Origin of the sequence: Ekhidna sp., from assembly GCF_039940915.1 — a bacterium.
Taxonomy (GTDB): domain Bacteria; phylum Bacteroidota; class Bacteroidia; order Cytophagales; family Cyclobacteriaceae; genus Ekhidna.
Genome location: NZ_JBDVFO010000002.1, coordinates 1,737,909 through 1,761,963, shown reverse-complemented (window position 1 = coordinate 1,761,963; position 24,055 = coordinate 1,737,909). Strand labels below are relative to the sequence as shown.

Here is a 24,055-nt window from a genome sequence, read left to right as displayed (position 1 = left end):
ATAAGGATCACACAATGGAAAGCTAAGATTTGTTGGTCTATTCTTAGAAAGTAGCGATGCAGGATATTTCAACATTTACTCCTTTGGGGAGTCCGCTAACTTCTACTGTCTCTCTCGCTGGAGGAGTTTCTTGAAAATATTTGCCGTAGACAGCATTAATTCGTGCGAAATTATCCATGCTGGAAACAAAAATGGAACACTTTAATACATCCTGAAATGAAAGTCCAGCTTCTTTTAGAATGAAACCTAAATTTTTCATGACCTGCTCAGTCTCTTCTTCGATTGAACCCTCAACCAGGGTGCCATTTTCTTGGTTGATGGGAATCTGTCCAGATACATAAAGCGTGTTTCCTGATTTGACAGCCTGCGAATATGGCCCAATTGGGGCAGGAGCTTTTGACGCGTTGATGATTTCTTTCATGTCTACAATTTATTCTACAGTTACCGACTTTGCCAAATTTCTTGGCTGATCTACATTGGCTCCTCTCATCACTGCAATATGATAACTGAGCAATTGTAATGGAATAACTGATACTAAAGGCATTAAAGATTCATGTGTTGCTGGAACCTCTATTGTAAAGTCCGCCATTGAAGGAATCAGCGTATCGCCTTCAGTTACAACAGCGATAACAACACCCTTCCTAGCCTTTACTTCTTGAATATTAGATACAATTTTATCGTAGCTGCTATCACGTGTAGCTATAACCACCACTGGCATGTCTTCATCAATTAAAGCAATTGGGCCGTGTTTCATTTCTGCAGCAGGGTACCCCTCAGCGTGTATATAGGATATCTCTTTTAGTTTTAAAGCTCCTTCTAAAGCCACCGGAAAGTTATATCCCCTCCCGAGGTATAAAAAATTCCGTGCATCCTTGAACATCTCGGAGATATGTTCAATTTTATCATTCGATTTTAGTGCTTTTTCTACCTTATCAGGAATGAGACTTAATTCAGTTAAACGTTCTCGGAATTTATTCTGCGTTATTGTTCCCTTATTGAAAGCGGCTTTTAACGCAATCATATAAAGTACTGTTAGCTGAGCGGTAAATGCCTTGGTCGAAGCAACTCCAATCTCAGGACCTGCATGGAGGTAGGCTCCTTCGTGTGAGATGCGCGAGATGGACGAGCCAACCGTGTTAACAACTCCTAGAACTATGGCGCCTTTGGCTTTAGCCAATTCAATTGCAGCAAGCGTATCAGCGGTTTCCCCTGATTGGGATATTGCGATGACTATATCTCCTTCCTTAATTACCGGGTTTCTATATCGGAATTCCGAAGCGTACTCAACTTCCACAGGAATTCTGCATAGATCTTCAAAAACGTATTCTGCTACCAGGCCTGCATGCCACGAAGTTCCGCAGGCAATTATGATAATTCTTTCAGCATTTTCTAGAGCTTTTGCGTAATTTCTGATTCCTCCAAGCACTAGTTCTCCTCTTTCGAGATTGAGCCTTCCTCTCATGCAATCTGCAATAGATATTGGTTGCTCAAAAATTTCTTTATGCATAAAATGCTCATGCCCACCCTTTTCAATGGCTTCAAGTTCAAGTTCAAGGGTCTGGATATAGGGTGTTTGAGGAATGTCCTTCGCGTCTTTTATTAAATACTCGCCATCCTCCATAACAACAATTTCCTCATCTTTCAGGTAGATCACCTCATTGGTATATTCAATAATGGGAGTTGCATCTGAGGCTAAGAAGAATTCGCCCTTGCCTAAACCTAGAACTAGTGGGCTGCCTTTTCGAGCCGCAACAAGTTTGTTTGGCGTTTCTTTTGAAATAATGGCAATTGCATATGCGCCAACGACTTTTGACAACGCGACTCTAAGTGCATCTTCGAGTGAGAGGTCTTCATTTTTCTGGATGTCTTCTATGAAATTGACAAAAACTTCAGTATCAGTTTGGCTTTTAAATGTGTATCCTTTTTTTAGAAGGTCTTCTTTCAAAGCGCCATAGTTTTCAATAATTCCGTTATGAATTAGTGCCAATTCTCCACTATTGGATAAATGGGGATGAGCATTTGCGTCATTTGGCTCTCCATGAGTTGCCCATCGTGTATGCCCTATGCCAATCGTACTTCCAAAGGCTTTGTCAGAAGTGATTTTTTCTAAATCTTGGACTTTACCTTTTTTTTTGAAAACGGCAATTTCGTCATTTTCCACTACGGCAATGCCTGCACTGTCATAACCTCTATATTCGAGCCTTTTAAGTCCATTAATAAGAATTGGATAAGAGGATTTATCACCTAAATAGCCTACAATTCCACACATAAATTGGTATTTTTTTTATGTTAACGCTCTACTTCAGTATAATAAATTCTTAATTTAATTCCATCTTGTTTAAAGATCGAACGCTGAAGATTTAAACCTGAAGTGGCAATTGTTACAAGGTCGTCAATTGGAATAAGATTTTCACCACTAGGGTTTTGAAAAACTAAGCTGTCGTTTTCTAAATATTCCGAATAGAATATTTGGTAAAATAGAGTTGAAGAAGAAAGTAGCTTGCTTTTGTCATCGCTTAAGATACTGATAGCTGGAGCTGATTGGTTATTCAGGTATCCATTGTCTGTCATCACAATATTCCCAAAAGGATTGCTGGCGATTGCTGGACCGAAAATACTTCCATCCGATTTTCGAAAGAAACTCATGAAGTTGGCCAGTGTGTCTCGATCAACTTCTGATTCAAACTCAAATTCAAGCGTAGCATTGTTAATCAATATGTTTCTGTTTTGATCGAAAAAATCTTCTAAGCTGGTTATTGAAATGGCTGTATTTATTCCAGCGAGAGGATCCATGACAGTTTTGCCATCAGGTAAGTCAAAGTCTTCAAATTCCACAATTCCATCAAAACTGGATCCAGATCGATCCCGATCTAAATACGTGTATTTTTTCCCATTAAATTGAAAAAAAGTGAGATAGGTAGTGTCATTGTTATCAATGGGGGACGAGTAAACAATCATCCGGGTGGTATCGCTTGTAAGACTCAAGGAAAGTATGCTTTCTGAAGATCCTCCTGGGATAAGTCCTAAGGATTTGAAAGTAGTTGTGGCGATAGATTTAGTCGAGTCACCTGCTATATCACTAATTTGATCAAAGAAAGTTTGAGCGTAGACACCATTTAACTTAAAGCTGTGAAGTGTGTCCTTGAGCGGGTCAATGATTTGGCTATATGATCCGATTTGAGTAGCAGTAGTTTGTTTTAAACGGGATAAATAAATGGCGCTATTTTCCAGGCTGTCCTGCAATTCATAAAGTGAAAACTCTTGAAAAACGCTACCGCTTTGGGGTATAATCGCATTAGATTCGAACATTACAACTATTGAATCAAGCTTAAGCGTGTCTTCCGGGTTAGGCTCTGAGCTAGTTGCTCTTTTTCTAGCTAGAGGTCCTTCCTCATAAAATATGTTGAAATAGCCTTCTGCAGAAATTGCTCCTGTAACGGTGTTTGAATAATTTCCAACAAGAACGGTAGTCTCACTATCAGTCCTCAAGCTATCAATGTAGATGCTGGTGGCTGGCAGTGTGAATTCTTGAAAATTCACGTTTGCATCCGAGCCAAGATCATATTGAATCCCAAGGTCATCGCCGGTTTGACAACCGAAAAAAACCGGGATTAAAATCATTAATCCCGGTTTCATTATATTTTTTAATGAGAATTTCTTAGCCAATAAGTTCATTGTATAAATTGTAGTAAGACTCCTCAAAATTTTCATCTTTTTCTATCGTATCCGTTTTCTTGTCTCCTAAATCTGCTATCAGCTTTTTGAAGCTATCGGTGTTTTCCTCTTTTGCATTGATTACTGCATCCGCATATTGCATGCCAAGCTTAACAAACCCATCGTAATCTGCGGTTTTTAACGGATCCAGCATTTGGTCGTCAATATCGATCATTTTTACTTTCTCTAACAAGTCTTCTCCAAATTTGTGCTGAAAACGATTGTTATAAATTGTGAAAACTGTCTTAGAGTCCTTATAGATAGGGTCATTTTTATACGTAGTTTTCGTATAAAGCGGTATCAAGCTGGTCATCCAATCATTGCAATGAATGATATCTGGTGACCACCCTAATTTTTTCACAGTTTCTAGAACACCCTTGCAGAAAAAGATTGCTCTTTCGTCGTTGTCTTCAAAGAAGTTGTCTTCCTTGTCGAAGAAAACCGACTTTCTATAAAAGTAATCTTCATTATCTATGAAATAGACTTGAAGTTTAGCATTAGGAATGGATGCCACCTTAATAACCAGCGGCTTTTCTTCATCACCTACTGCGATATTGATGCCTGAAAGCCTCACTACTTCATGTAGGCGATTTTTTCTTTCGTTAATAAGACCAAACCTTGGAACTAAAATCCTAATTTCCATTCCCCTTTCTTGCATTGCCTGAGGAAGCCTTCTCACAAACTCCGCTACTTCTGTGGTTTTGAGAAATGGGTTTATCTCACTTGCCACATAGAGGATTCTAATGTTTTCCATAAGTGCTTTTGATTAAATTCTTGACGGGACTTTTAAAATGAGCACAAATTTACCATTTTTTTGATTTATTATCAACGCTTTCAATAAGTTAGCGAATTAAATAAACCCATGATATGCACGTAATTGGTGCTTTGGACGCCCTCTCAGATACTATTTCGACGTTTGTTAAAAATGGTGAAACCATTGGTTTTGTTCCAACCATGGGAGCTTTGCATGATGGACACTTAGCATTGGTGAGAAAGTCTGTGGTGCAAAATCAGATTACTGTTGTAAGCATATTTGTGAATCCGTTGCAATTCAATAATGCGGGAGATCTTGAAAAATATCCTCGTGTGATAGAGCAAGATGTAAAATTGCTGGATGGAGAAGGTGTAGATGTTGTATTTATTCCTTCAGAAAAGGAGATGTATGCATCTAAACCGATCGTGAGTATCAATTTCGGATCGCTGACTACAAGATTGGAAGGTGAATTTCGAAGTGGTCATTTTGAAGGCGTAGGTATTGTTGTCAGCAAATTGCTCCACTTGGTAAATCCTTCACGCGCATATTTTGGTTTGAAGGACTTACAGCAATTTATTTTGATCCAGCGAATGTGCAGCGACTTAGGTTTTCCATGTGATATCATAGGAGTAGAGACCGTAAGGGAGATTTCGGGACTTGCGCTATCCTCCAGAAATAAGCGTTTGACAGATGCGGGTAAAATTGATGCGACTATTATTTCCGAAGGGTTGAGGCGTATCAAAGAGGGGATTGAGCAAGGGCTGGAATTAACCAGTCTGCTCAATGAGGTAAAAGCTTTCTACAATGAGAGTGAACGTTTCAAATTGGAGTATCTGGAAGCTGTTAACCCAAGCGATCTATCTAAAATCACTAGCTACGATTCAATTGATGAACTTGCTGTGTGTGTTGCGGGTTATGTAGAGGGTGTAAGACTAATTGATAATTTATATTTGCAGCTCAAATAGAAGGGCATGTACATAGAGGTACTTAAATCAAAGATTCACAGAGTAAAAATCACAGAAGCTGAGCTTCATTATGTTGGTTCTATAACCATCGATGAAGACTTAATGGATGCTGCCAACTTAATGGAAAATGAGAAGGTTCAGATTGTTAACATAAACAACGGTGAGCGCTTAGAGACCTATGTGATAAAAGGATTACGAGGTTCTGGGCAGATTTGTTTGAACGGACCAGCTGCTAGAAAGGCACAAGTTGGAGACATAGTTATCATTATTTCATATTGTTCGATTGATCAATCCGAAGCTAAAGCCCACGAACCCGTAGTAGTATTTCCCGATGAAAAGAATCGTCTCGGTTCTTAAATTCAATGTCTAAAAGGTTACTGAATTTCCTCAAAGTTTCTATAAGCATCGGCTTGGCAGCCTTACTTTTATACCTTGTTTTTAGAAATGTAGAATGGGTTGAGTTTTGGGAGCGAGCTCAGTCGGTGGATTATACCTGGGTGATTGTTTCCATTTTTCTTTCAATCGTGGCTTATGTAGCACGCGCGTATCGTTGGAACATCCTACTTGAACCATTAGGCTACAACCTTAAAACTTCTCGGACAACCCTTGCAGTTTTAATTGGGTATTTAGCAAACCTAGCATTACCTAGACTTGGAGAGATAACTCGCTGTGGGGTCTTAAATAGAAACGATAAAGTGGCGATACCTGCGGCACTGGGTAGTGTTGTTACCGAGCGAGTTATTGATGCACTCACCTTGCTCATTCTTATCCTGATAAGTTTGATCGTTGAGTCAGAACGATTGTTTACCTTTTTAGAAAGAGCCTATAAAGATCTCAATATCCCAGTGTATGTTATATGGGTGGTCTTAATTGTGGGTGTTTTGGGTTTTGTTGGGTTGATTGTATTTATTCGTCGGCAGGATAGACTGAAGGGAAAATTCGCAGAACTAGCAAAGGGTTTTGTTGCGGGTTTCTTATCTCTGAAGAATATAAGGAGACCTTTTGGTTTTATAATTTCAACCGTCATTCTATGGGTTGTGTATTTCCTTATGTCTTACATTATTGTTTTCTCATTGCCTGAAACGACTCATTTAGGTCTTGGAGCTGGATTTATGCTCCTCATTACAGGAGGAATAGCTATCTCGTTGCCTGTGCAAAGTGGCTTTGGGACATATCATGGCATGATAGCCGGAATGTTGGTACTCTATTCAATAGAGGAGACAACAGGGATTTTCCTTGCTACTCTATTGCATACATCTCAGATAATTGCCGTGGCAATTTTTGGGAGTATAGCATTGATTATTTCCTTTTTGATCAAACGGAGCTTGTCAAAGAGCGACAAATTGACAGATATATAAATTGGCCTGAAATTGGCAGAAACATCAATGATTGAATCGACGTATTCTTGCTAGAAGAGTGTTGGTCATTTTAAAATTTTTTAAGTAAAAGATATGCTGATAGTAATAATTGTTGCGTTCATGATCGCCAGCTGGGCGGTTAGTTCACGATTGAAAAATAAGTTTAAGAAATATTCTCAAGTCTCTTTAGGCTCAGGTCTTTCAGGTAAGGAAATTGCCGAACTAATGCTGAGAGATAATGGGATATATGATGTCACTGTGACTTCTGTACAAGGAAGGCTGACAGATCATTATAATCCAGCAAACAAAACGGTCAATTTAAGCCCTGATGTTTACGGCGGCAGATCCGCAGCGGCTGCAGCCGTAGCAGCACACGAATGTGGTCATGCAGTTCAGCATGCAAAGGCATATAGATGGCTGGAATTTAGGTCTGCCATGGTGCCTATACAAAATGTGAGCGCACGTCTGATGAATATTGTTTTTATGGCCATGTTTTTTGGTGCGTTTGCTTTGCCAGGCATCATCAATCCGCAGTTAGCCTTGCTTGTGATTATTGCTTGTTATAGTGTCTTCACGCTATTTGCATTTGTGACACTCCCGGTAGAGTACGATGCAAGTAACCGAGCATTGGCCTGGATAAAAGATAGAAATATTGTAGACGATAGAGAGCACGCCATGGCAAAAGATGCCTTGAATACTGCCGCTTCTACTTATTTGGTTGCTGCACTTGGGGCTCTTGCTACTTTACTGTACTACGTCATGATATTTCTGGGTAGTCGAGATTAAGTATTAATAAGACAAACGAACTGTAAAGCCCCAAACAATGGGGCTTTTTTTATTGTTGATAGTCTGCATGCATAACAATTAATATATTTGCGGCCATTCACAAATTTTTAATTAAATAATCAGATGAATTTCAACTTTACTGAGGAACAATTAGCAGTCAGAGACGCCGCAAGAGATTTTGCACAAAAAGAGCTTTTACCAGGTGTCATTGAGCGTGACGAAAAACAGCAATTTCCGGCTGAGCAAATCAAGCAGTTGGGTGAGTTGGGATTTATGGGGATGATGGTAGATCCTAAATACGGCGGTAGCGGTATGGATACGGTTTCTTATGTTTTAGCCATTGAAGAAATTTCGAAAGTGGATGCGTCCACCTCGGTATGTATGTCTGTCAATAATTCGTTGGTTTGCTGGGGGCTTGAGAAGTACGGATCAGAAGAGCAGAAAGAAAAATACCTTCGCCCATTAGCTAGTGGTCAGAAAATAGGCGCATTTTGCCTGTCCGAACCGGAGGCGGGCTCAGACGCAACATCTCAAAGAACAACGGCCGAAGACAAAGGTGATCACTACTTGTTGAATGGGACTAAAAACTGGATTACCAATGGCAATTCAGCCTCATACTACATTGTAATGGCGCAAACAGATCCTGAAAAGAAACATAAGGGTATTAACGCTCTAATAGTTGAGAAGGGTATGGATGGATTTGTGGTTGGAAAAAAGGAGGATAAGTTGGGTATTAGAGGAAGTGACACACATTCTTTAATGTTTCAAGATGTGAAAATTCCAAAAGAAAATAGAATAGGGGACGATGGATTTGGATTCTCATTTGCTATGAATGTTTTGAACGGTGGGCGTATTGGAATTGCCTCGCAGGCGCTGGGAATAGCTTCCGGAGCTATGGAGCTTGCGCTCAAATATTCTCAGGAGAGAAAGGCTTTTGGAGTTGAAATATCAAAACATCAGGCTATTCAATTCAAACTTGCAGATATGGCAACAGATATAGAGGCAGCACGCCTCCTTTGCCTCAATGCTGCCCAAAAGAAAGATGCTGGCGTGGACTTTTCTCAAGAAGGTGCCATGGCCAAACTTTTTGCTTCAGAAACGGCGATGAAACATACCGTAGAGGCTGTTCAGATTCATGGGGGATACGGCTTTGTGAAAGAATTTCATGTGGAAAGACTGATGCGAGATGCTAAAATCACCCAGATTTATGAAGGAACATCCGAAATCCAAAGAATCGTCATTTCGAGAGGATTATTGAAATAGTTCAATAGTAGAAAGTTCGTACTGCCTCCATTTATTAGGTTTTGAGGATGAATATTATTAGATTCGTCCAATTATTTTACTATTTATTGATAGATTAACCAGCTTTATTCATAAATGGAGGACTACAACAAGATTATAGAGTCATTAGAAATTAGGTTCGTAAAGGCTAAAAATATTAATATTTTGAAGCCAGTTACAATCGATAATAACTATGAAGTAGAGAACTATTTGCTTTTAGTAACGGGCGGAGAAATCAAGTTTGGCAAAGACAAGGAGGCGGCGACAGAAGGGGATGTGATTTTTGTGCCGGGAGGACGACCAATATCAATGAGCTATGGGTCTGGTTCTCCAACGATCTTGTCGAAAGATGATTTCCTAACCAATAAAGATCAATTTTTAAAGTCTTATGGAGAGCATTCCATCAGTGATGAGCATTACAGTTATGTGGCATTTGACGCCAAGGCTTTTGACTCTGTAAATTTCTTTTCTTCGCTAGATATCCCTTCTTTTAAAATAGATGAGAACTATAAGCTAGCAGGCCTCATTAAGCAAATAAATGATGAAGTGAAGGCAAGCATGCCTGGTAGAGATCGAATAGTCAAAGTCCTTACAGAGAATATGACTATTGAGTTAATTAGGTACATCTTAAACAATAGCCTCTTTGTTGAAAAATTAGCTACTAATAGTACTTACTTTAAGGATCCCAGACTGATAGACATCTTCACTTTCATCAAAGAGCATCTATCAGAAGATTTATCTAACAAGGTTTTAGCAAATGTTGCGAATGTATCGGAAGATTATGTAGGACAATATTTCAAAATGCTTACCGGTATTAACCCACAGGATTATATAGAATACCAGCGTATGGAGGCAGCAGTTAACCTCCTTAGAACTAGCAAAAAAAGTATCCGGGACATTGGTAAAGAGGTTGGATATAAAGATACCGCATACTTCTGTCGTAGGTTTAAAATGATGTTTGGAATTCCTGCTGGAAAAATGAGACGAAGAGAGTCGCTAATGAATGTTTAGCTTTCTTTCGATTCTTTTTCCTTCTCCTCCACATTTTCATCTTCAAGAATGCCTTCAAGTATTTTGTTTAAGTAGGGCATGGCTAATGCCACTATTCTAGAAGAGAAATTACCTTCATTTCTGATTTTTTTCTTTTTCCTCTTTGGCTTTTTTTCTCCATCATCGAAAATGATGTTGAAGACCCAATATCCAACAATCGCAACAATGCCAGAAATAAGAGCGATTTTACCAACCCTCATGGCTTTTCCTTTAATTACATCAGAATCGGCATCTAGCTGGAGCTTAATTTTCTCTTCTCGTGCCTCCAGTGATTTAACTCTGTCTTCAATCGTTACTTTTTTGCTCATGCTTGGCTTCTTCTAGTTTCATAATCAGATTCTCGATCCATTTTTGCATCTTCTTTGTTTTAAGCAAAACAATTATCAGCAAGATGATGAGAAGGTATCCTCCTGAAATGATTAAATATCCCAGGTAGGTGCTATCTAGCCCCGCATTTATCATTTCTGCAAACGCGAAGCTGAGAAAAAACAAGAAAAACATAGAGAAGAGTGCCAGCATTGAAAGAGCGATTACTCCGGAGAGCATACGGGCAACCCTGGTAATTATCTTGAGTTTAATCTGCTCTGTTTTTACCTCTACGAATTCAATAATACTATCAATCACCTTTCTAGTGGATGATGCCATATTAGTGTGGTTTATTACAAAGCTAGTCTTCTGTTCTCACTTCTACAGAATCTGTTGCTTTTTCTGCAGATTTAGACAAATAGATCAAGGTAAATGGCAGTAGAAAGAAAGCAATGAAAATATATGCAAAACCGACTAGTCGTACCTGGGTTGTCAGTGCTCCCATTTTTTTCGCAAGGTAAATGGGCGCTTTTGAAAGGTACGGAATAGAGAAAAATACAACTACTCCTGTTAGGTTGAAAAGTAGATGAACAAGAGCCAAAGCAATAGCCGCTTCAGATTGAAATATTGCCGCAAGAAGAGCAGTGATGGTTGTTCCGATATTGGCACCCATAATGAATTGGAAGGCTTTTTTCACTTTCACCTTGCCGGTAGCCACGAGAGGAACAATCAAAGATGTCGTGAGTGAGCTGGATTGCGCTACCGAAGTAATCACTAAGCCCCAGCCAAATGCGCGATACCTATTTTTGAACACCGCATTTTCAAACTGATCTTTTGTGCGACCAATGAGAATCTTATAGAGCCACTTGGAAATGAATTTGATGCAAGCAAAAAGTAAAACAATGCCAAGTAGAAGGGACACAATAGGGCCTAGAGTTGAGACTAACCATTGGGTAGAAGTTTCAAAAATGGATGCGGAACTTACAACGTTTCTTTCAATTGCAGGATCTCCAGCTACACGAATCAAAGAAGATATGTACGCACTGCTTTTTTCGAGAAAGTGGTACTTGACTTCCAAGGGAAATAATAATAGGACCGTCAGGATATTGAAGAAATCATGTGACGTACCTGCTGCAATGGCTCTTCTAAATTCTTTGTGCTTTGAGATATAGCTCATCGAAATGATAGTACTTGTGATAGTGGTTCCAATGTTGGCTCCTAAGATTATTGGGATGGCATTTTGAAGACTAATAGCACCTGAGGCGACTGTCGCTACGGCAATAGAGGTCGTTGTAGAACTACTTTGCAAAAGTGCGGTGGAAAGCAATCCTATAAATAGACCTATAAATGGATTGGCAGTTACAGCTGAAATGGTATCAACCATATTTCCTGTTAGCTCAGCAATGGAAAGTCCCATTATCTCGATCGATAAGAGGAATACCAGAATTGAGACAGCAATAACTAATATCCGAGACAGTATGGTCTGATGATTACGTTTTTCCATGTCTTGAGACAGGAGAAGCTCACTGATCATTAATCCTCTAAATCTTCTTTTAGCTCACGTTCTTTTTCACCTGTAATGGCTTCAGATACATTGATGATATGATCTCCTAATTTTTCGCATAAATGGAAAATGTCCTTATATAGACTATCCCTCTTAGGATCAAATTTATCTTTTTCAATGTCTTTGCTTTGCCTCTTTCTTAGCTTATCGCGCAAATCATTAATCTCAGATTCTGCCTGCATCGCAGGCCCCAGGTGAATCTCGCCAGAAGCTTCCAAATTGTTGGTCATTATTGAGATTGCATTGTCGACAAGGCTCATCATCTGGATAATGTTTTCAACCTGCTTAGGCTTGAAAGTTTTTTCGTTTTCATAGTTTCGTTCTACATCTTTTGACATTTGGAAAAAGATATCTCCAATCCTTTCAAGATCATTTACCTCGCTTAATAAGTTGTTTACTTTTAATGCGCTTATACTGCTCAAGGTTCCTCGCGCCGTAACATCCATCAAGTATTCAGATATTTCCAATTCCATCCGGTCGGTTATTTCTTCGTAGGATCTTATTTTTTTCAATAATTTCTTTTGCTTCTTAGGTTTTTCCTCAAGGAGAAGCTCTCGAAATTGTTCCGACATTTTTTCTGCTATTTTTCCCATACGAGAAGTTTCTTTCGCAGCCTGTTCAATAGATAACTCCGATGTATTCATTAAGCCAGTGCTGATGTACTCCAAAGAAAACTCATCCTCACCCGTAGACTTAATGGCTTTGGTCACTGTCCTAGCAATGAAATTGACAAACCAGACAAGGAAAAGCGTATTTAGAATGTTGAATGTAGAGTGAAATAGGGATAGTGCTATCGGGATGCTTGCCGCAGCAACGAAAGGTGAAACTGAACCACTTGATACTAAGTACCAGTCTACTAGATTAAGGGCTGGTCTGATTAGAATCAGAATCCACAGAACTCCAAATAGATTAAAGATCAAATGCGACAATGCTGCTCTTTTGGCATGTACATTTCCGACGAGTGCTGCGAGATTTGCAGTAATAGTCGTTCCTATGTTTTCACCCAAGACCATTGCTGCTGCAAGCTCGAAAGGAATCCATCCATTATTGGCCATAACAAGTGTAAGCGCCATAGCTGCACTCGAAGACTGCACAACTACAGTGAGGCCTGTTCCTATTAAAACAAATAATAGAATGGACAGATAACCCAGGTCTGTGTACCTGCTAAGGAATTCTAAGATTTCAGGATTTGCCTTCAGATCCGGAACGGAATCTTTAAGAAGAGCAAGACCCATGAAGAGAAGGGCAAAACCAACAAGAACTTCACCCCAAAATTTTAGTCGTTCTCGGTTGAAGAACATTAAAGGGAATCCTATTGCAATAATCGGAAGGGCGTAAGTTGCGATTTTTACTTTGAACCCAACGATTGAAATCAACCAGGCGGTAATGGTGGTTCCAATGTTGGCACCCATTATCACTCCAATTGACTCTGTAAGAGAAAGAAGGCCAGCATTCACAAAGCTGACAACCAATACGGTTGTGGCTGATGATGACTGTACTAAACTGGTGATCGTAAATCCGGTAAAAACTCCTTTGAAACGATTAGAAGTCATGGAGCTAAGGATGGTTCGCATTTTCGCCCCAGCTACTTTCTGAATGCCTTCACTCATGACTTTCATGCCGTATATAAAAAAGCCGAGTGCTCCAAGTAGGTTAAGTAGGTCTAACAATCCGTATTGCATAGTATTTCAATATTTGCCGCAAAGATATTCGCGCAATGTTTCGTAGATGTTAAGAAATCGTGTAATCTCAGTGTTGATTTTCGGAACTCCTAGGAGCATTTTGGCCTGTTTTCATTGAACAATGCCTTTAAACACGAATCGAGTATTTAATAATAAGAAAACATTGAGATAACATGAAGGTGCTAATATTGCGGTTTCAAAAAAAAATCATTAATTATTCATGAAGTTTTTCAAAAAAGCACTCTTTTCAGTGATTTTAATCGCTTTCACTCAAATTACGAATGCTCAAGATACGGTTGCTAGCTCTTGGGGTAAGAGATTGAGTTTGGTTGCCAAGGATTCCACCTTTGCCTTGAAGCTGGGATTCAGGTTTCAAACGCTTTATGATGGAAGATACAATCTGGATACGGACAAATATGAAGATGCTCTTTTAGTAAGAAGAACACGATTGAAATTTGATGGTTGGGCCATAGATCCAAGTATTGTTTATAAGCTTGAGCTTGCCGTCTCAAACAGAGATCAAAGAAGTGGTCATGCAGATGAATTTGGCAATACAGCGAATATCGTACTTGATGCTGTTGTGAAATGGAAATTTGCTGACAATTGGCAAGTTTGGTGGGGACAGACCAAATTACCAGGTAACAGAGAGCGAGTGATTTCTTCTCAAAACCTACAATTTGTGGATCGTAGCTTAGTGAATTCCAGATTCAACCTCGATCGGGATGTAGGAATTCAGTTAAGACACAAAAGCTCAAGCGATAAGTTTAGACAAATGCTTGCCATATCTATGGGGCAAGGAAGAAACGTGATAGATCGAAACCCTGGAGGAGGCCATCAGATCACCGGGCGAGTTGAATTCTTGCCGATGGGAAGTTTTACAGGAAAAGGAGATTATTTTGGTTCTGACCTTAAGCGAGAATCCTCTCCGAAATTGTCTATAGGCATTACTGGCGATTTAAACCTCAATGCTTCTCGTTCCAGAGGCAATCTTGGGGGGTTCCTTGTGGATGCAGGAGGAGAATATATCGGAAGCGATTTGAAGTCATTTATTGCAGATATGATGTTTAAATACAATGGTATATCTGCCATGTCAGAATTTGTGAAACGCTCAGTGGACGATCAAACCGGAATCTATGGAACAGGTACAGGGTTTGTTTTTCAAGCGGGTTACTTGTTTGAATCTAATTGGGAGATTGCTGGCAGATTCACCAATATTGACGCTGATGCGACTCAGACAGTCTTTGCTGACCAAAAAGAATATACATTGGGCTTATCCAGATATGTATCTGGTCATGATTTGAAATTCCAAAGTGACATCAGTTATCAAACGTTCCCAGGTCAAGCCACAGAGTATTTGATCTTTAGATTTCAAACAGAAATTGCCTTATAGATTAGCTGTTTAGTTCGTGAATAGCTAAGTATGCCATTAAGCCCATGCCGGTCTTAATGGCATTTTCATCAATGTTGAATGTAGGGGTGTGCACACCAGAGGTGATTCCTTTGGATTCATTCCGTGTACCTAGTCGGTAAAAACAGCCGGGCACCTCGTGCGAGTAGAAAGCAAAGTCTTCAGCGGCCATCCATAGGTCAAGCTCCACGACATTCTCTTCTCCCATGTATGCTTTCGCTGCTGCAATATTTTTCTCGGTGTAGGTCTCATCATTGACCAAAAAAGGATACCCCGAAGCTATGTGAACTTCACAGGAACCCCCCATAGATTCCGCTATTGCGGTTGATATCTCTTTGATTTTTTGAAGTGCCTGTTTCCTCCATTCTTCATCGAAGGTTCGGAAAGTGCCATCTATTTTCACCTCATCGGGAATGACATTATTTACATTCCCCCCTGAAATTTTCCCAAATGAAAGTACCGAAGGAGTCTTAGGGTTGGCTATTCTACTTACGATTTGTTGAAGCGAAACAATTATCTGACTTGCAATGGCTATTGGATCAACGAATGTTTCTGGCATTGCTGCATGACCCCCTCTTCCTTTCACTGTCAGATAAACTTCGTCGGCACTTGCCATGTATTTCCCTGGTCTGAATCCTACTTTCCCTTCAGGAATCAATGGCATCACGTGCTGACCCAATATTTTTTCTGGAGCAGGGTTTTTAAGAATTCCCTCTTTAATTAAAATAGAGGCTCCGCCCGGAGATTTCTCCTCGGCTGGCTGGAAAATGAATTTTACCGTTCCGTTAAATTGATCCGTGAGCTTGGAAAGGATTTTAGCAACACCCAAGAGGTTAGAAGTATGTACATCATGTCCACATGCATGCATTACACCTTCATTTTTAGATTTATAATCTACATCATTGGCCTCAAGAATTGGGAGCGCATCAATATCGGCTCTCAAAGCTATGGTCCTTCCTTTTTCTTTTCCGTCCAGGCAGAAGGTGACTCCCGTATTGGCTATGCGCTGGGCGTTGGTAATACCAAATTCATTGAGTTTTTCCTCGATGAATTTCGCCGTGTTATGCTCATGGAAGGATAGCTCAGGATTGGCATGAATATGCCTTCTGATTTCAAGTATTTCCCTGAAATAGTTTTCTGATAGTGATTTTATTTTCTGAATGATGTCACTCATACTTAACCAGAAATCTTTCAGGGAGTAGTAGTGCTCGTGGGAATTCTTCTTTGACTTGCTGATGAACCCTATTTGCTTTCAAACGATCTGTGAATTTGCCAGCCTTCACTCGAAAATTTGGCTGTCGGTAAGAAACCTTTGGTTCCAAATCGGCAAAGAATTCATACATTTTTGAACGGGCAAGATTGGCTGCTTCACGACTGTTTCCAGAATAGACCTGAATCACAAAACCATCAACATATCTCCCTTCCTTATTTGCCTCAAATGCGACTTTGGATATGCTGTCAAGTTCCTGTCGAATGTGACCTGTAAGCGGAGTGTAGGGCTCTGTTTGCACCTCTTGCGCATTGGAATCTTCGGCTTCCTTGTCTGATGAGCTCATCTCCGGTCGATGAACACCTAAATCTTCAGAGTAAGAACTCGTCGAAGAGGAGGGCGTAGTTGCCTTGCAGGCAGCTAGAAGCAACAATATGATTAGTCTATAAGCACGCATTTATTATTCTTAATGTCGTCTTCTACCGTTTTATACTTTACATCTTTCTTCACCGATCCGTCAGCATATTGAACATTTACTCGTTGATTTCTACTTGCAATTTTTTGCGATTGTACCGGTTGCGTTTGCTGCTGAACGGGAGGTCTGTTACCACCCTCAGGGCCAGCCAACGCTGATCTACTTTCGTCTTTTTGCTCCTTGTAGTTTCTGCTTGTACGTTGCTTTTGAGCTGCTTGCACATCGTCCGCTTGTTCAACCGGAATTTCCGCCTTCATTAGGAAAGAAATGGTTTCTTCATTCACCTTTCCAACAAAGCGTTTAAACATTTCAAATCCTTCAAACTTATAGATAAGCAGTGGATCTTTCTGCTCATATTGAGCATTTCTTACGCTTTGGCGAAGGTCATCCATATCTCTTAAGTGCTCTTTCCACAGGAGATCTATGGTTGCTAGCGCAATCATTTTCTCCATTTCCAGAATCACTTCTTGTCCTTCAGTTTCTACTGCTCTTTTTAGATTTACTGATGTTCCAATTTGTTTTTTACCATCCGTAAATGGAACAAGCACGTTCTCCAATGTAGCTCCTCTGGTTAGTTCCAATTGCTTGAGGATGGGAAGTGCCTTGTTTTGGATTAACTGATTCTTTTGAGCGTAGTTTTTCAAGGCTTCAGAGTAAAGCCTCTCTGAAAGCGTGTTTTCGTCACTCTTTTCAAGCTCTTCTTGCGTAATATTAAAATCAAGTCCTAAAATTGAAATGGCATTTAGCTTTAAGCTATCTAAGTCATTTTGACCTTTCGCATTGAAGGTGATGTCCTCACTAGTTTCCAGAAGCATGTTGAGGATGTCAAGTTCAAGTCGCTCGCCATAAAGTGCATTTCTTCTTCGCTTATAGATTACTTCACGCTGGCTATTCATGACATCATCATACTCCAAAAGATTCTTACGAATGGCAAAGTTGTTTTCCTCCACTTTGCGCTGCGCTCGTTCAATGGATTTAGTAATCATTGAGTGCTGAATGACCTCACCTTCTTGTAGACCGAGTCTGTCCATGATCTTGGCTACTCTGTCAGACATGAAAAGGCGCATCAAGTTATCTTCCAGGGAAACATAAAATTGAGAAGACCCAGGGTCTCCCTGACGTCCAGAACGTCCCCTTAACTGCCTGTCAACCCTTCTTGATTCATGACGTTCAGTACCGATTATAGCCAGACCCCCAGCTGACTTCACTTCATCAGAAAGCTTAATGTCAGTCCCTCGACCAGCCATGTTTGTGGCAATGGTAACAGCTCCTGGTTTCCCTGCTTCAGCTACGACATCTGCTTCTTTTGCATGCTGTTTTGCATTTAAAACCTGATGTTTGATGTTTCTCATCTGGAGCATTCGACTCAAGATTTCAGAAATTTCTACCGAGGTAGTACCAACCAGGACTGGTCTGCCTGCTTGAGTAAGCTCAACCACTTCCTCAGCAACCGCATTAAATTTTTCACGGATGGTTTTGTAAACTTTATCATCCACATCGTTTCTGGCAATTGGACGGTTGGTAGGGATTACCACCACATCCAATTCGTAGATGTCCCAAAATTCTCCTGCTTCTGTTTCGGCAGTACCAGTCATACCAGCCAGCTTGTGGTACATCCTGAAATAATTTTGAAGCGTGATGGTCGCATATGTTTGCGTAGCATCCTCAACCTTTACATTTTCCTTTGCTTCGATCGCCTGATGCAAGCCATCTGAGTAGCGACGGCCTTCCATGATTCGACCAGTCTGCTCGTCAACGATCTTTACTTTGGAATCCATTACTACATACTCTGTATCCTTTTCATACATGCAGTAAGCCTTAAGGAGTTGATTTACGGAGTGTATTCGCTGACCTTTGATATTGTAGTCGCGAATAATAGATTCTTTCTTTTGAAGTTTATCTGTTTCCGAAACAGACTCATTCTTCTCTAGTTGAGCAATTTCATCCCCAATGTCAGGAAGGATGAAAAAAGTCGCATCCTCACCTTCACCAGTAATCAGGTCAATGCCTTTTTCTGTGAGGTCGATGCTGTTGATTTTCTCATCGATGGTAAAAAATAGTGGCTCATCAGCTTCTGGCATTCGCTTTTGATTATCAGCCAGGTAAATATTTTCAGTCTTTTGGAGTATCTGCTTGATGCCTGTCTCACTCATGAATTTAATGAGTGGCTTGCTTTTAGGGAGTCCTCTGAAAGCTCGGAATAATGAGAGACCAGCATCAGCTTCTTTACCTTCTTTGATGAGTTTTTTAGCTTCGTTTAAGTAGTCGCTTACAAGTTTTCTTTGCGCATCTACCAATCGTTGGATTCGGGGCTTGAGATCATAAAATTCATGTTCGTCACCTTTCGGGATAGGTCCTGAAATAATCAAAGGAGTTCTTGCATCATCAATCAAAACGGAATCTACTTCATCAACCATTGCATAATGGTGCTTCTTTTGAACCAACTCTTCCGGACTTCTGGACATGTTGTCTCGGAGGTAGTCAAAGCCGAATTCGTTATTGGTACCATAGGTAATGTCGGCCAAATACGCATTTCTTCTTTCCGGTGAGTTTGGTTGATGGTTATCTATGCAATCAATCTTAAGCCCATGAAATTCGAAAATCGGAGCATTCCATTCTGCATCTCGTCGGGCGAGGTAGTCGTTTACGGTTACGATGTGTACACCTCTCTCAGCTAATGCATTTAAGTAGGCAGGAAGTGTAGCTACCAATGTTTTACCTTCTCCAGTCTGCATCTCAGCAATTTTCCCCTGATGAAGCACTACTCCTCCTATGAGCTGTACATCGTAGTGTACCATATTCCAGACCACTTCATTGCCTGCTGCTAGCCATCTGTTTTTCCAAGTGGCTGTTTCACCATTTATTTCAACGTTTTCTTTTTTAGCGGCTATCTCCTTGTCATGCTGCGTTGCCTGAACCACAATTTTCTCATTTTCAGCAAAGCGTCTAGCTGTTTCTTTTACTACAGCAAAACCAAGAGGTAAGATTTCTATCAAAACCTTCTCTAGTTCCTCGTCTCTATCACTTTCAAGTTTGTCGATCTGAGCGAAAATATCTTCCTTCTGATGTACATCCAGTGACTTATCTTCCTCCACTTGCTTATGGAGTGCTTCGATCTCATCATCTATACTTTTAAGTCGATTCTTAATCACATCCTTTAGCTCAGATGTTTTGCCCCTGAGTTCATCATCACTAATGTTTCTTAGTTTTTCGAACTCAGCGTTGATCAGACCAACAAATGGGGTCAATTCTTTAAGATCCTTCTCCGTCTTTGTGCCAAAAATTTTGGCGAATCCCTTCGTAATCGAGTTTAGCATTGAAAAATTTTATTTAAAAGGCTCGCTCTAATGAGTCAAAGCCATCAAGTTTTTAAAATTTAGCCTTTGTTACAAGACCTTAAAGTTATAATGGTTTCATGTGTATTTTGTCATTTTCTAACAGCACACATGGAATTCTATCAAAAACCTATTCTCTGTTCTTTTAAAAAAAAATGAGTTTCAATTTTTGATAATCATTTCAATGAAAGAGCGATTAGAATGTCACACTTCCTTCAAACACTTTTTCAGCGGGCCCTGCGAGCCATATGTCGGTAAAATTGTCTCCTTTGCGTTTAAAGGATACGCTAAGTTCACCCCCCATTGTTTGAATGTGAACGGGGCTTTCATAACCCAGCTCACCAGCCATAATGCCAACAGCGGTTGCTCCGGTACCACAGCTAAGCGTTTCATCTTCTACTCCTCTTTCATAAGTTCTAATCTTGACCTTGTCCTGCAAAAGTTGTGCAAAGTTCACATTAGTGCCATTATGGCTGGAATAGGTTGGCAAGTTGCGAATTTTTCTGCCTTCTGAAATGATATCTTCTTTTTCTACCTCACTGGTAATTACAATGTGATGTGGCGATCCTGTATTTACAAACCATTCTTTTTTGTTGATTTCACCAAGCTGCTTTACATCAAATAACTGAAAATGGATTTTGCCGCCTTCCATTTTTATCTGATGCACTCCGTCGGTAGTCTCAAACATGGCCTCCTGATCTACCATTCCGAGTGACTGGGCAAATGCGAAACCACACCTGGACCCATTTCCACATAAGCTTTGTGACCCATCAGAATTGAAATAGATCATTCGATAGTCTAAGCTTGGATGATTCTGAATAAGTATTAGGCCATCAGCACCAATTCCAAAACGACGGTCACACAGTTTTTGAACCAATTGATCGCTGGCTGGGAATGACTCGTGTCTATCATCTATAAGGATGAAGTCGTTGCCCGTACCTTGATATTTTGTGAAGTGTAGCTCCATTTGAGGCTAAATTAAACAGGAGCGAAGGGTAGAAGCAAAAATCCCTCACCATTTGGTGAGGGATTTGAAAATTTATTTCTTGGTAAGCTTCTCTTTGATACGAGCTGCTTTTCCTTTTCTGCCTCGTAGGTAGTAAAGTTTTGCTCTTCTTACTTTCCCTCTTCTCAAAACTTCAATTTTATCTAGGTTAGGAGTAAGAATTGGAAAGATTCTCTCTACAGCGATATCTCCTGAAACTTTCCTTACAGTGAATGTTTCACCATTGGTGTTTCTATTATTTATTGACATTACAGTTCCTTGGAACTGCTGCACACGCTCTTTGTTACCTTCTTTAATTTTATAGTGAACATTTACAGTATCACCAGGTCCAAATGAAGGATGATTCGATTTTACGTCTTTATATTCTTCCGCTACTATATTCAATAATTCTGTGCTCATTTCTTTACTCCTTTATTGAGTGTTTTGAAAAAGGAGTGCAAATATAGGAGAATGATATGTAAAAGTGAATACCCTGGTTAGAATAAAGTTTCTATTTTGAAAAAAAGCACTCCTTTAGTTATATCATTCTCATTTACTACATTGAAACAACCTTAGTTAACTCGAAACAAAGGTTCTTCTTGCCTTAAACTTGCTTTGATCAAATCAATAGTCGCAAGCGTCTCCAATTCCATCATAATCGGAATCTTCCTGCATGGGGTTTGGAACCTTTGGGCAGTTGTCATCCTCATTATTAACACCATCACCATCTATGTCATGATCGCAAAGATCACCAATCCCATCTCCGTCGGAATCATCTTGATCTTTAGTGCCGCATTTGTTGAATGTTGGAATTTCGCTAGTGCTTGAGCCGGAACTGGCGAGGATGTCTGATTCCTCTGAGCAAGAAGCGAATATTAATACAGATAAGAGTAGAAATTGATATTTTTTTATCATGCCTTATGAAATTTGTTTGAATTCCAAATAGGCGATTAATTTCTTCGCTTAGCAATCGAGATTGAGGTAAGTCTACCTGAAGTACACCTCTGCACCCAATGAAACTAAGTTGTATGATCATCTCAATGATCTTGTAGCATGTGTCCTGCCAAAAAAAGTAGTTCTTACAAAGTCTGAATTAACTAAATAAACCAGGGAATACTTATCTATATGATAAGTTGATGCTTGCTAATGAAGGGAAATTAGCCAAGTAAGTCTGGTCTTCTCTCCTCGGTGCGCTTCATCGCCTGATCGGTTCTCCAAGCCTCAATTTTAGCTTCATGACCGGAAGTTAGTACCTCTGGCACTTTCCAGCCTTTGTATTCAGCTGGACGTGTATATACAGGAGGGGCAAGCAAGTTGTCCTGAAAAGAATCAGAAAGCGCGGATGTCTCATCGTTTAAAACACCGGGAACCAATCGAATTAACGAATCTGCTAAAACCATAGCTGCCAGCTCACCCCCTGAAAGTACATAGTCACCAATGCTTATTTCTTTGGTGATTAGGTGATCACGCACACGCTGATCCACTCCTTTGTAGTGTCCGCACAGAAAAATGAAGTTATGGTTTAATGAGAGCTGGTTGGCGATACCTTGATTGTAAGTTTCGCCATCAGGGGTAAGGTAGATAATCTCATCGTATGATCTTTCTCCTTTTAGCTGCGAAATGCACTTATCAATGGGTTCGATCATTAATACCATACCTGCTCCGCCACCAAAAGCATAGTCATCTACATTCAAATGTTTATTGGTGGAATAGTCTCGAAGGTTATGAATTTTAAGCTCTACTAAACCCTTGTCCATCGATCTTTTCACAATGCTTTGTGTAAGTGGGCCTTCAAATAGATCTGGCAAGCAGGTGATAATATCTATTCGCATAGGATGAAGTTAGTCATTATAGATGTCCAAAAGCCCATCTGGGAGAGATACATTCACCCTTTTTGCTGATACGTCAACGGTTGTGAGAATCTCATCCTTTAAGGGGATCAAAATCTCTTTGCCGTTAGCATCAATCGCAAGTAGTTGGTTTCCATTCAAGTCAATAACCTCTTTAATGACTCCTAACTTTGATTTTTTTTCAAAAACTTCACAGTCTATGAGGTCATGGAAATAGTATTGATCTTTTTCTAATTTCGGGAGTGAAGAGAGAGGGAGGAAGAGCTTTGATTTTACAATATTCTTGGCATCATCCAATGAGTCAATGTCATCAAACTTAACAAGCGCTCTACCTTGGTTTATTTGGAGCGTATCAATAAAAAAAGGAACCAACTTTCCTTGATTGTCAAGAAAAACTGATTCCAAATTTTGATATTCATCAGGGAAGTCAACCTCTAATGAGATGCTTACTTCTCCCTTAAGACCATGGGTCTTGATTACTTCCCCGAGTTGGTAGCAATCATCCTGCTTCATTGCAGATTAGCCCTCTTTTTTGTCTTCTTCTTTTGCTTCTTCAGCCGGAGCTTCTTCTTTCACTTCCGCTTTAGGCTCTTCTTTTGCTTCTTCAGCTGGAGCTTCTTCTTTCACTTCCGCTTTAGGCTCTTCTTTTACTTCTTCAGCCGGAGCTTCTTCTTTCGTTTCCGCTTTAGGCTCTTCCTTCACTTCCTCAGCCGGGGCTTCTTCCTTCACTTCTGCTTTAGGCTCTTCCACTGGAGTTTCCTCTTTCGTTTCAGCAGCTTGTGCTTCTTCTACTTGAGCTACATCTTCTTCAACATCTTCATTTCCTTCCGAACCACCTTCTTTGATTTCTTCAACTAAAGCAGCTTCAGCTTCCTGAGCTCTTTTCTTAAGCTCTTCAGCTCTTGCATCACTTACTTTCTTCTCCGCTTCAAGAGCAGCTTTCTTCTTGTCTGCTTTTGCTTTTGCAAGCGTATCTACTTTACCTTGAATTTTGGATTCTTTATCATTAATCCAAGCTGCAAGCTTCTTGTCGGCCTCTTCTTGTGTAATTGCTCCTTTATTTACACCTATCTGAAGGTGCTTTTTCATCATGACACCTCTATAAGAAAGCATAGCCCGTACAGTATCCGTAGGTTGTGCTCCTTTCATCACCCAATCAAATGCCTTATCATCATCCAATTTAATGGAAGCCGGATCTGTGTTTGGATTGTAAGTACCAAGTTTCTCTATAAAGCGACCATCTCGTGGTGCTCTAGCATCTGCCACTACTACATCGTACATGGCTTGTTTTTTGCGTCCTCGACGCGCTAGTCTGATTTTTACTGACATAAT

General features: G+C 40.1%; 24 protein-coding genes. 7 read left to right on the top strand and 17 right to left on the bottom strand.

What is annotated here, in order from left to right; all coding sequences use genetic code 11:
• Nucleotides 1-43: 43 nt before the first annotated feature.
• From ABJF57_RS12885 to ABJF57_RS12870, 4 genes are read right to left on the bottom strand one after another with little or no spacing between them, the layout of a single operon-like run.
• On the bottom strand, nucleotides 44-421 hold the full coding sequence (locus tag ABJF57_RS12885; protein ID WP_462229686.1) for a RidA family protein: 378 nt from the start codon (nucleotides 419-421) through the stop codon (nucleotides 44-46).
• 9 nt (nucleotides 422-430) lie between these two features.
• Nucleotides 431-2,269, bottom strand: a complete 1,839-nt coding sequence (gene glmS, locus ABJF57_RS12880) for a glutamine--fructose-6-phosphate transaminase (isomerizing) (RefSeq protein WP_462229684.1) — start codon at nucleotides 2,267-2,269, stop codon at nucleotides 431-433.
• A gap of 20 nt (nucleotides 2,270-2,289) precedes the next feature.
• Nucleotides 2,290-3,621, bottom strand: a complete 1,332-nt coding sequence (locus ABJF57_RS12875; protein ID WP_462229682.1) for a hypothetical protein — start codon at nucleotides 3,619-3,621, stop codon at nucleotides 2,290-2,292.
• 37 nt (nucleotides 3,622-3,658) lie between these two features.
• A complete protein-coding gene (locus tag ABJF57_RS12870; protein WP_462229680.1) occupies nucleotides 3,659-4,468 on the bottom strand; it encodes a glycogen/starch synthase in 810 nt (269 codons plus the stop codon).
• 113 nt (nucleotides 4,469-4,581) lie between these two features.
• Between ABJF57_RS12870 and panC the strand changes: the two genes are divergently transcribed.
• From panC to ABJF57_RS12840, 6 genes are all read left to right on the top strand, one after another.
• Nucleotides 4,582-5,433: a pantoate--beta-alanine ligase gene (gene panC, locus ABJF57_RS12865; RefSeq protein WP_462229678.1), complete on the top strand. Its 852-nt coding sequence runs from the start codon at nucleotides 4,582-4,584 to the stop codon at nucleotides 5,431-5,433.
• A 6-nt stretch (nucleotides 5,434-5,439) separates the two neighbouring features.
• Complete coding sequence (panD, locus tag ABJF57_RS12860) at nucleotides 5,440-5,790, top strand: aspartate 1-decarboxylase (protein ID WP_462229676.1); 351 nt, start codon at nucleotides 5,440-5,442, stop codon at nucleotides 5,788-5,790.
• Between the two features lie 5 nt (nucleotides 5,791-5,795).
• Nucleotides 5,796-6,791: a lysylphosphatidylglycerol synthase transmembrane domain-containing protein gene (locus ABJF57_RS12855; protein ID WP_462229674.1), complete on the top strand. Its 996-nt coding sequence runs from the start codon at nucleotides 5,796-5,798 to the stop codon at nucleotides 6,789-6,791.
• A 93-nt stretch (nucleotides 6,792-6,884) separates the two neighbouring features.
• Complete coding sequence (locus ABJF57_RS12850; RefSeq protein ID WP_462229672.1) at nucleotides 6,885-7,577, top strand: zinc metallopeptidase; 693 nt, start codon at nucleotides 6,885-6,887, stop codon at nucleotides 7,575-7,577.
• 123 nt (nucleotides 7,578-7,700) lie between these two features.
• Nucleotides 7,701-8,840, top strand: a complete 1,140-nt coding sequence (locus ABJF57_RS12845; protein WP_462229670.1) for an acyl-CoA dehydrogenase — start codon at nucleotides 7,701-7,703, stop codon at nucleotides 8,838-8,840.
• Nucleotides 8,841-8,954: 114 nt separating this feature from the next.
• Nucleotides 8,955-9,869 carry an AraC family transcriptional regulator gene (locus tag ABJF57_RS12840; RefSeq protein ID WP_462229668.1) on the top strand — a complete coding sequence of 305 codons (915 nt, stop codon included), beginning with the start codon at nucleotides 8,955-8,957 and terminating at the stop codon, nucleotides 9,867-9,869.
• Here ABJF57_RS12840 and ABJF57_RS12835 read toward each other — a convergent pair.
• Genes ABJF57_RS12835 through ABJF57_RS12820 form a run of 4 tightly spaced genes read right to left on the bottom strand, consistent with a single transcriptional unit; the run spans nucleotide 9,866 to nucleotide 13,460 of the window.
• Nucleotides 9,866-10,216, bottom strand: coding sequence for a hypothetical protein (locus ABJF57_RS12835; protein WP_462229666.1), 351 nt, complete (start codon nucleotides 10,214-10,216; stop codon nucleotides 9,866-9,868). The genes ABJF57_RS12840 and ABJF57_RS12835 overlap by 4 nt on opposite strands.
• Entirely contained in the window at nucleotides 10,194-10,553 is a 360-nt protein-coding gene (locus tag ABJF57_RS12830) for a phage holin family protein (RefSeq protein ID WP_462229664.1), read from the bottom strand. Before ABJF57_RS12830 ends, ABJF57_RS12835 begins: the two co-directional genes overlap by 23 nt.
• A gap of 22 nt (nucleotides 10,554-10,575) precedes the next feature.
• Nucleotides 10,576-11,718 carry a Na/Pi symporter gene (locus tag ABJF57_RS12825; RefSeq protein ID WP_462229662.1) on the bottom strand — a complete coding sequence of 381 codons (1,143 nt, stop codon included), beginning with the start codon at nucleotides 11,716-11,718 and terminating at the stop codon, nucleotides 10,576-10,578.
• Nucleotides 11,719-11,747: 29 nt separating this feature from the next.
• Nucleotides 11,748-13,460 carry a Na/Pi cotransporter family protein gene (locus ABJF57_RS12820; protein WP_462229660.1) on the bottom strand — a complete coding sequence of 571 codons (1,713 nt, stop codon included), beginning with the start codon at nucleotides 13,458-13,460 and terminating at the stop codon, nucleotides 11,748-11,750.
• Between the two features lie 220 nt (nucleotides 13,461-13,680).
• Between ABJF57_RS12820 and ABJF57_RS12815 the strand changes: the two genes are divergently transcribed.
• Nucleotides 13,681-14,850 (top strand): porin, encoded by a 1,170-nt coding sequence (locus ABJF57_RS12815; protein ID WP_462229658.1) that lies wholly within the window; start codon nucleotides 13,681-13,683, stop codon nucleotides 14,848-14,850.
• Nucleotide 14,851: 1 nt separating this feature from the next.
• On the opposite strand, the gene ABJF57_RS12810 is transcribed toward ABJF57_RS12815, so the two are convergent.
• The 9 genes from ABJF57_RS12810 to ABJF57_RS12770 form a co-directional block, all read right to left on the bottom strand.
• On the bottom strand, nucleotides 14,852-16,042 hold the full coding sequence (locus ABJF57_RS12810; RefSeq protein ID WP_462229656.1) for a M20 metallopeptidase family protein: 1,191 nt from the start codon (nucleotides 16,040-16,042) through the stop codon (nucleotides 14,852-14,854).
• On the bottom strand, nucleotides 16,035-16,535 hold the full coding sequence (locus tag ABJF57_RS12805; RefSeq protein WP_462229654.1) for an SPOR domain-containing protein: 501 nt from the start codon (nucleotides 16,533-16,535) through the stop codon (nucleotides 16,035-16,037). The genes ABJF57_RS12810 and ABJF57_RS12805 overlap by 8 nt, the downstream gene beginning before the upstream one ends.
• Complete coding sequence (gene secA, locus ABJF57_RS12800; protein ID WP_462229652.1) at nucleotides 16,517-19,870, bottom strand: preprotein translocase subunit SecA; 3,354 nt, start codon at nucleotides 19,868-19,870, stop codon at nucleotides 16,517-16,519. The genes ABJF57_RS12805 and secA overlap by 19 nt, the downstream gene beginning before the upstream one ends.
• Before the next feature lie 214 nt (nucleotides 19,871-20,084).
• On the bottom strand, nucleotides 20,085-20,855 hold the full coding sequence (dapF, locus tag ABJF57_RS12795) for a diaminopimelate epimerase (RefSeq protein WP_462229650.1): 771 nt from the start codon (nucleotides 20,853-20,855) through the stop codon (nucleotides 20,085-20,087).
• A gap of 72 nt (nucleotides 20,856-20,927) precedes the next feature.
• Nucleotides 20,928-21,293 (bottom strand): 50S ribosomal protein L19, encoded by a 366-nt coding sequence (gene rplS / locus ABJF57_RS12790; RefSeq protein ID WP_462229648.1) that lies wholly within the window; start codon nucleotides 21,291-21,293, stop codon nucleotides 20,928-20,930.
• Between the two features lie 204 nt (nucleotides 21,294-21,497).
• A complete protein-coding gene (locus ABJF57_RS12785; protein ID WP_462229646.1) occupies nucleotides 21,498-21,788 on the bottom strand; it encodes a thrombospondin type 3 repeat-containing protein in 291 nt (96 codons plus the stop codon).
• A 242-nt stretch (nucleotides 21,789-22,030) separates the two neighbouring features.
• Nucleotides 22,031-22,705 carry a tRNA (guanosine(37)-N1)-methyltransferase TrmD gene (trmD, locus tag ABJF57_RS12780; RefSeq protein ID WP_462229644.1) on the bottom strand — a complete coding sequence of 225 codons (675 nt, stop codon included), beginning with the start codon at nucleotides 22,703-22,705 and terminating at the stop codon, nucleotides 22,031-22,033.
• A gap of 9 nt (nucleotides 22,706-22,714) precedes the next feature.
• Nucleotides 22,715-23,236: a ribosome maturation factor RimM gene (gene rimM / locus ABJF57_RS12775; protein WP_462229642.1), complete on the bottom strand. Its 522-nt coding sequence runs from the start codon at nucleotides 23,234-23,236 to the stop codon at nucleotides 22,715-22,717.
• A gap of 6 nt (nucleotides 23,237-23,242) precedes the next feature.
• Nucleotides 23,243-24,052 carry a 30S ribosomal protein S16 gene (locus tag ABJF57_RS12770; protein WP_462236320.1) on the bottom strand — a complete coding sequence of 270 codons (810 nt, stop codon included), beginning with the start codon at nucleotides 24,050-24,052 and terminating at the stop codon, nucleotides 23,243-23,245.
• Between the last annotated feature and the right edge of the window lie 3 nt (nucleotides 24,053-24,055).

What these genes read in the sequence shown, in the direction of transcription:
- ABJF57_RS12885 (WP_462229686.1), bottom strand. Translation starts at nt 421, where the DNA reads ATGAAAGAAATCATCAACGCGTCAAAAGCTCCTGCCCCAATTGGGCCA.
- glmS (WP_462229684.1), bottom strand. Translation starts at nt 2,269, where the DNA reads ATGTGTGGAATTGTAGGCTATTTAGGTGATAAATCCTCTTATCCAATT.
- ABJF57_RS12875 (WP_462229682.1), bottom strand. Translation starts at nt 3,621, where the DNA reads ATGATTTTAATCCCGGTTTTTTTCGGTTGTCAAACCGGCGATGACCTT.
- ABJF57_RS12870 (WP_462229680.1), bottom strand. Translation starts at nt 4,468, where the DNA reads ATGGAAAACATTAGAATCCTCTATGTGGCAAGTGAGATAAACCCATTT.
- panC (WP_462229678.1), top strand. Translation starts at nt 4,582, where the DNA reads ATGCACGTAATTGGTGCTTTGGACGCCCTCTCAGATACTATTTCGACG.
- panD (WP_462229676.1), top strand. Translation starts at nt 5,440, where the DNA reads ATGTACATAGAGGTACTTAAATCAAAGATTCACAGAGTAAAAATCACA.
- ABJF57_RS12855 (WP_462229674.1), top strand. Translation starts at nt 5,796, where the DNA reads ATGTCTAAAAGGTTACTGAATTTCCTCAAAGTTTCTATAAGCATCGGC.
- ABJF57_RS12850 (WP_462229672.1), top strand. Translation starts at nt 6,885, where the DNA reads ATGCTGATAGTAATAATTGTTGCGTTCATGATCGCCAGCTGGGCGGTT.
- ABJF57_RS12845 (WP_462229670.1), top strand. Translation starts at nt 7,701, where the DNA reads ATGAATTTCAACTTTACTGAGGAACAATTAGCAGTCAGAGACGCCGCA.
- ABJF57_RS12840 (WP_462229668.1), top strand. Translation starts at nt 8,955, where the DNA reads ATGGAGGACTACAACAAGATTATAGAGTCATTAGAAATTAGGTTCGTA.
- ABJF57_RS12835 (WP_462229666.1), bottom strand. Translation starts at nt 10,216, where the DNA reads ATGAGCAAAAAAGTAACGATTGAAGACAGAGTTAAATCACTGGAGGCA.
- ABJF57_RS12830 (WP_462229664.1), bottom strand. Translation starts at nt 10,553, where the DNA reads ATGGCATCATCCACTAGAAAGGTGATTGATAGTATTATTGAATTCGTA.
- ABJF57_RS12825 (WP_462229662.1), bottom strand. Translation starts at nt 11,718, where the DNA reads ATGGAAAAACGTAATCATCAGACCATACTGTCTCGGATATTAGTTATT.
- ABJF57_RS12820 (WP_462229660.1), bottom strand. Translation starts at nt 13,460, where the DNA reads ATGCAATACGGATTGTTAGACCTACTTAACCTACTTGGAGCACTCGGC.
- ABJF57_RS12815 (WP_462229658.1), top strand. Translation starts at nt 13,681, where the DNA reads ATGAAGTTTTTCAAAAAAGCACTCTTTTCAGTGATTTTAATCGCTTTC.
- ABJF57_RS12810 (WP_462229656.1), bottom strand. Translation starts at nt 16,042, where the DNA reads ATGAGTGACATCATTCAGAAAATAAAATCACTATCAGAAAACTATTTC.
- ABJF57_RS12805 (WP_462229654.1), bottom strand. Translation starts at nt 16,535, where the DNA reads ATGCGTGCTTATAGACTAATCATATTGTTGCTTCTAGCTGCCTGCAAG.
- secA (WP_462229652.1), bottom strand. Translation starts at nt 19,870, where the DNA reads ATGCTAAACTCGATTACGAAGGGATTCGCCAAAATTTTTGGCACAAAG.
- dapF (WP_462229650.1), bottom strand. Translation starts at nt 20,855, where the DNA reads ATGGAGCTACACTTCACAAAATATCAAGGTACGGGCAACGACTTCATC.
- rplS (WP_462229648.1), bottom strand. Translation starts at nt 21,293, where the DNA reads ATGAGCACAGAATTATTGAATATAGTAGCGGAAGAATATAAAGACGTA.
- ABJF57_RS12785 (WP_462229646.1), bottom strand. Translation starts at nt 21,788, where the DNA reads ATGATAAAAAAATATCAATTTCTACTCTTATCTGTATTAATATTCGCT.
- trmD (WP_462229644.1), bottom strand. Translation starts at nt 22,705, where the DNA reads ATGCGAATAGATATTATCACCTGCTTGCCAGATCTATTTGAAGGCCCA.
- rimM (WP_462229642.1), bottom strand. Translation starts at nt 23,236, where the DNA reads ATGAAGCAGGATGATTGCTACCAACTCGGGGAAGTAATCAAGACCCAT.
- ABJF57_RS12770 (WP_462236320.1), bottom strand. Translation starts at nt 24,052, where the DNA reads ATGTCAGTAAAAATCAGACTAGCGCGTCGAGGACGCAAAAAACAAGCC.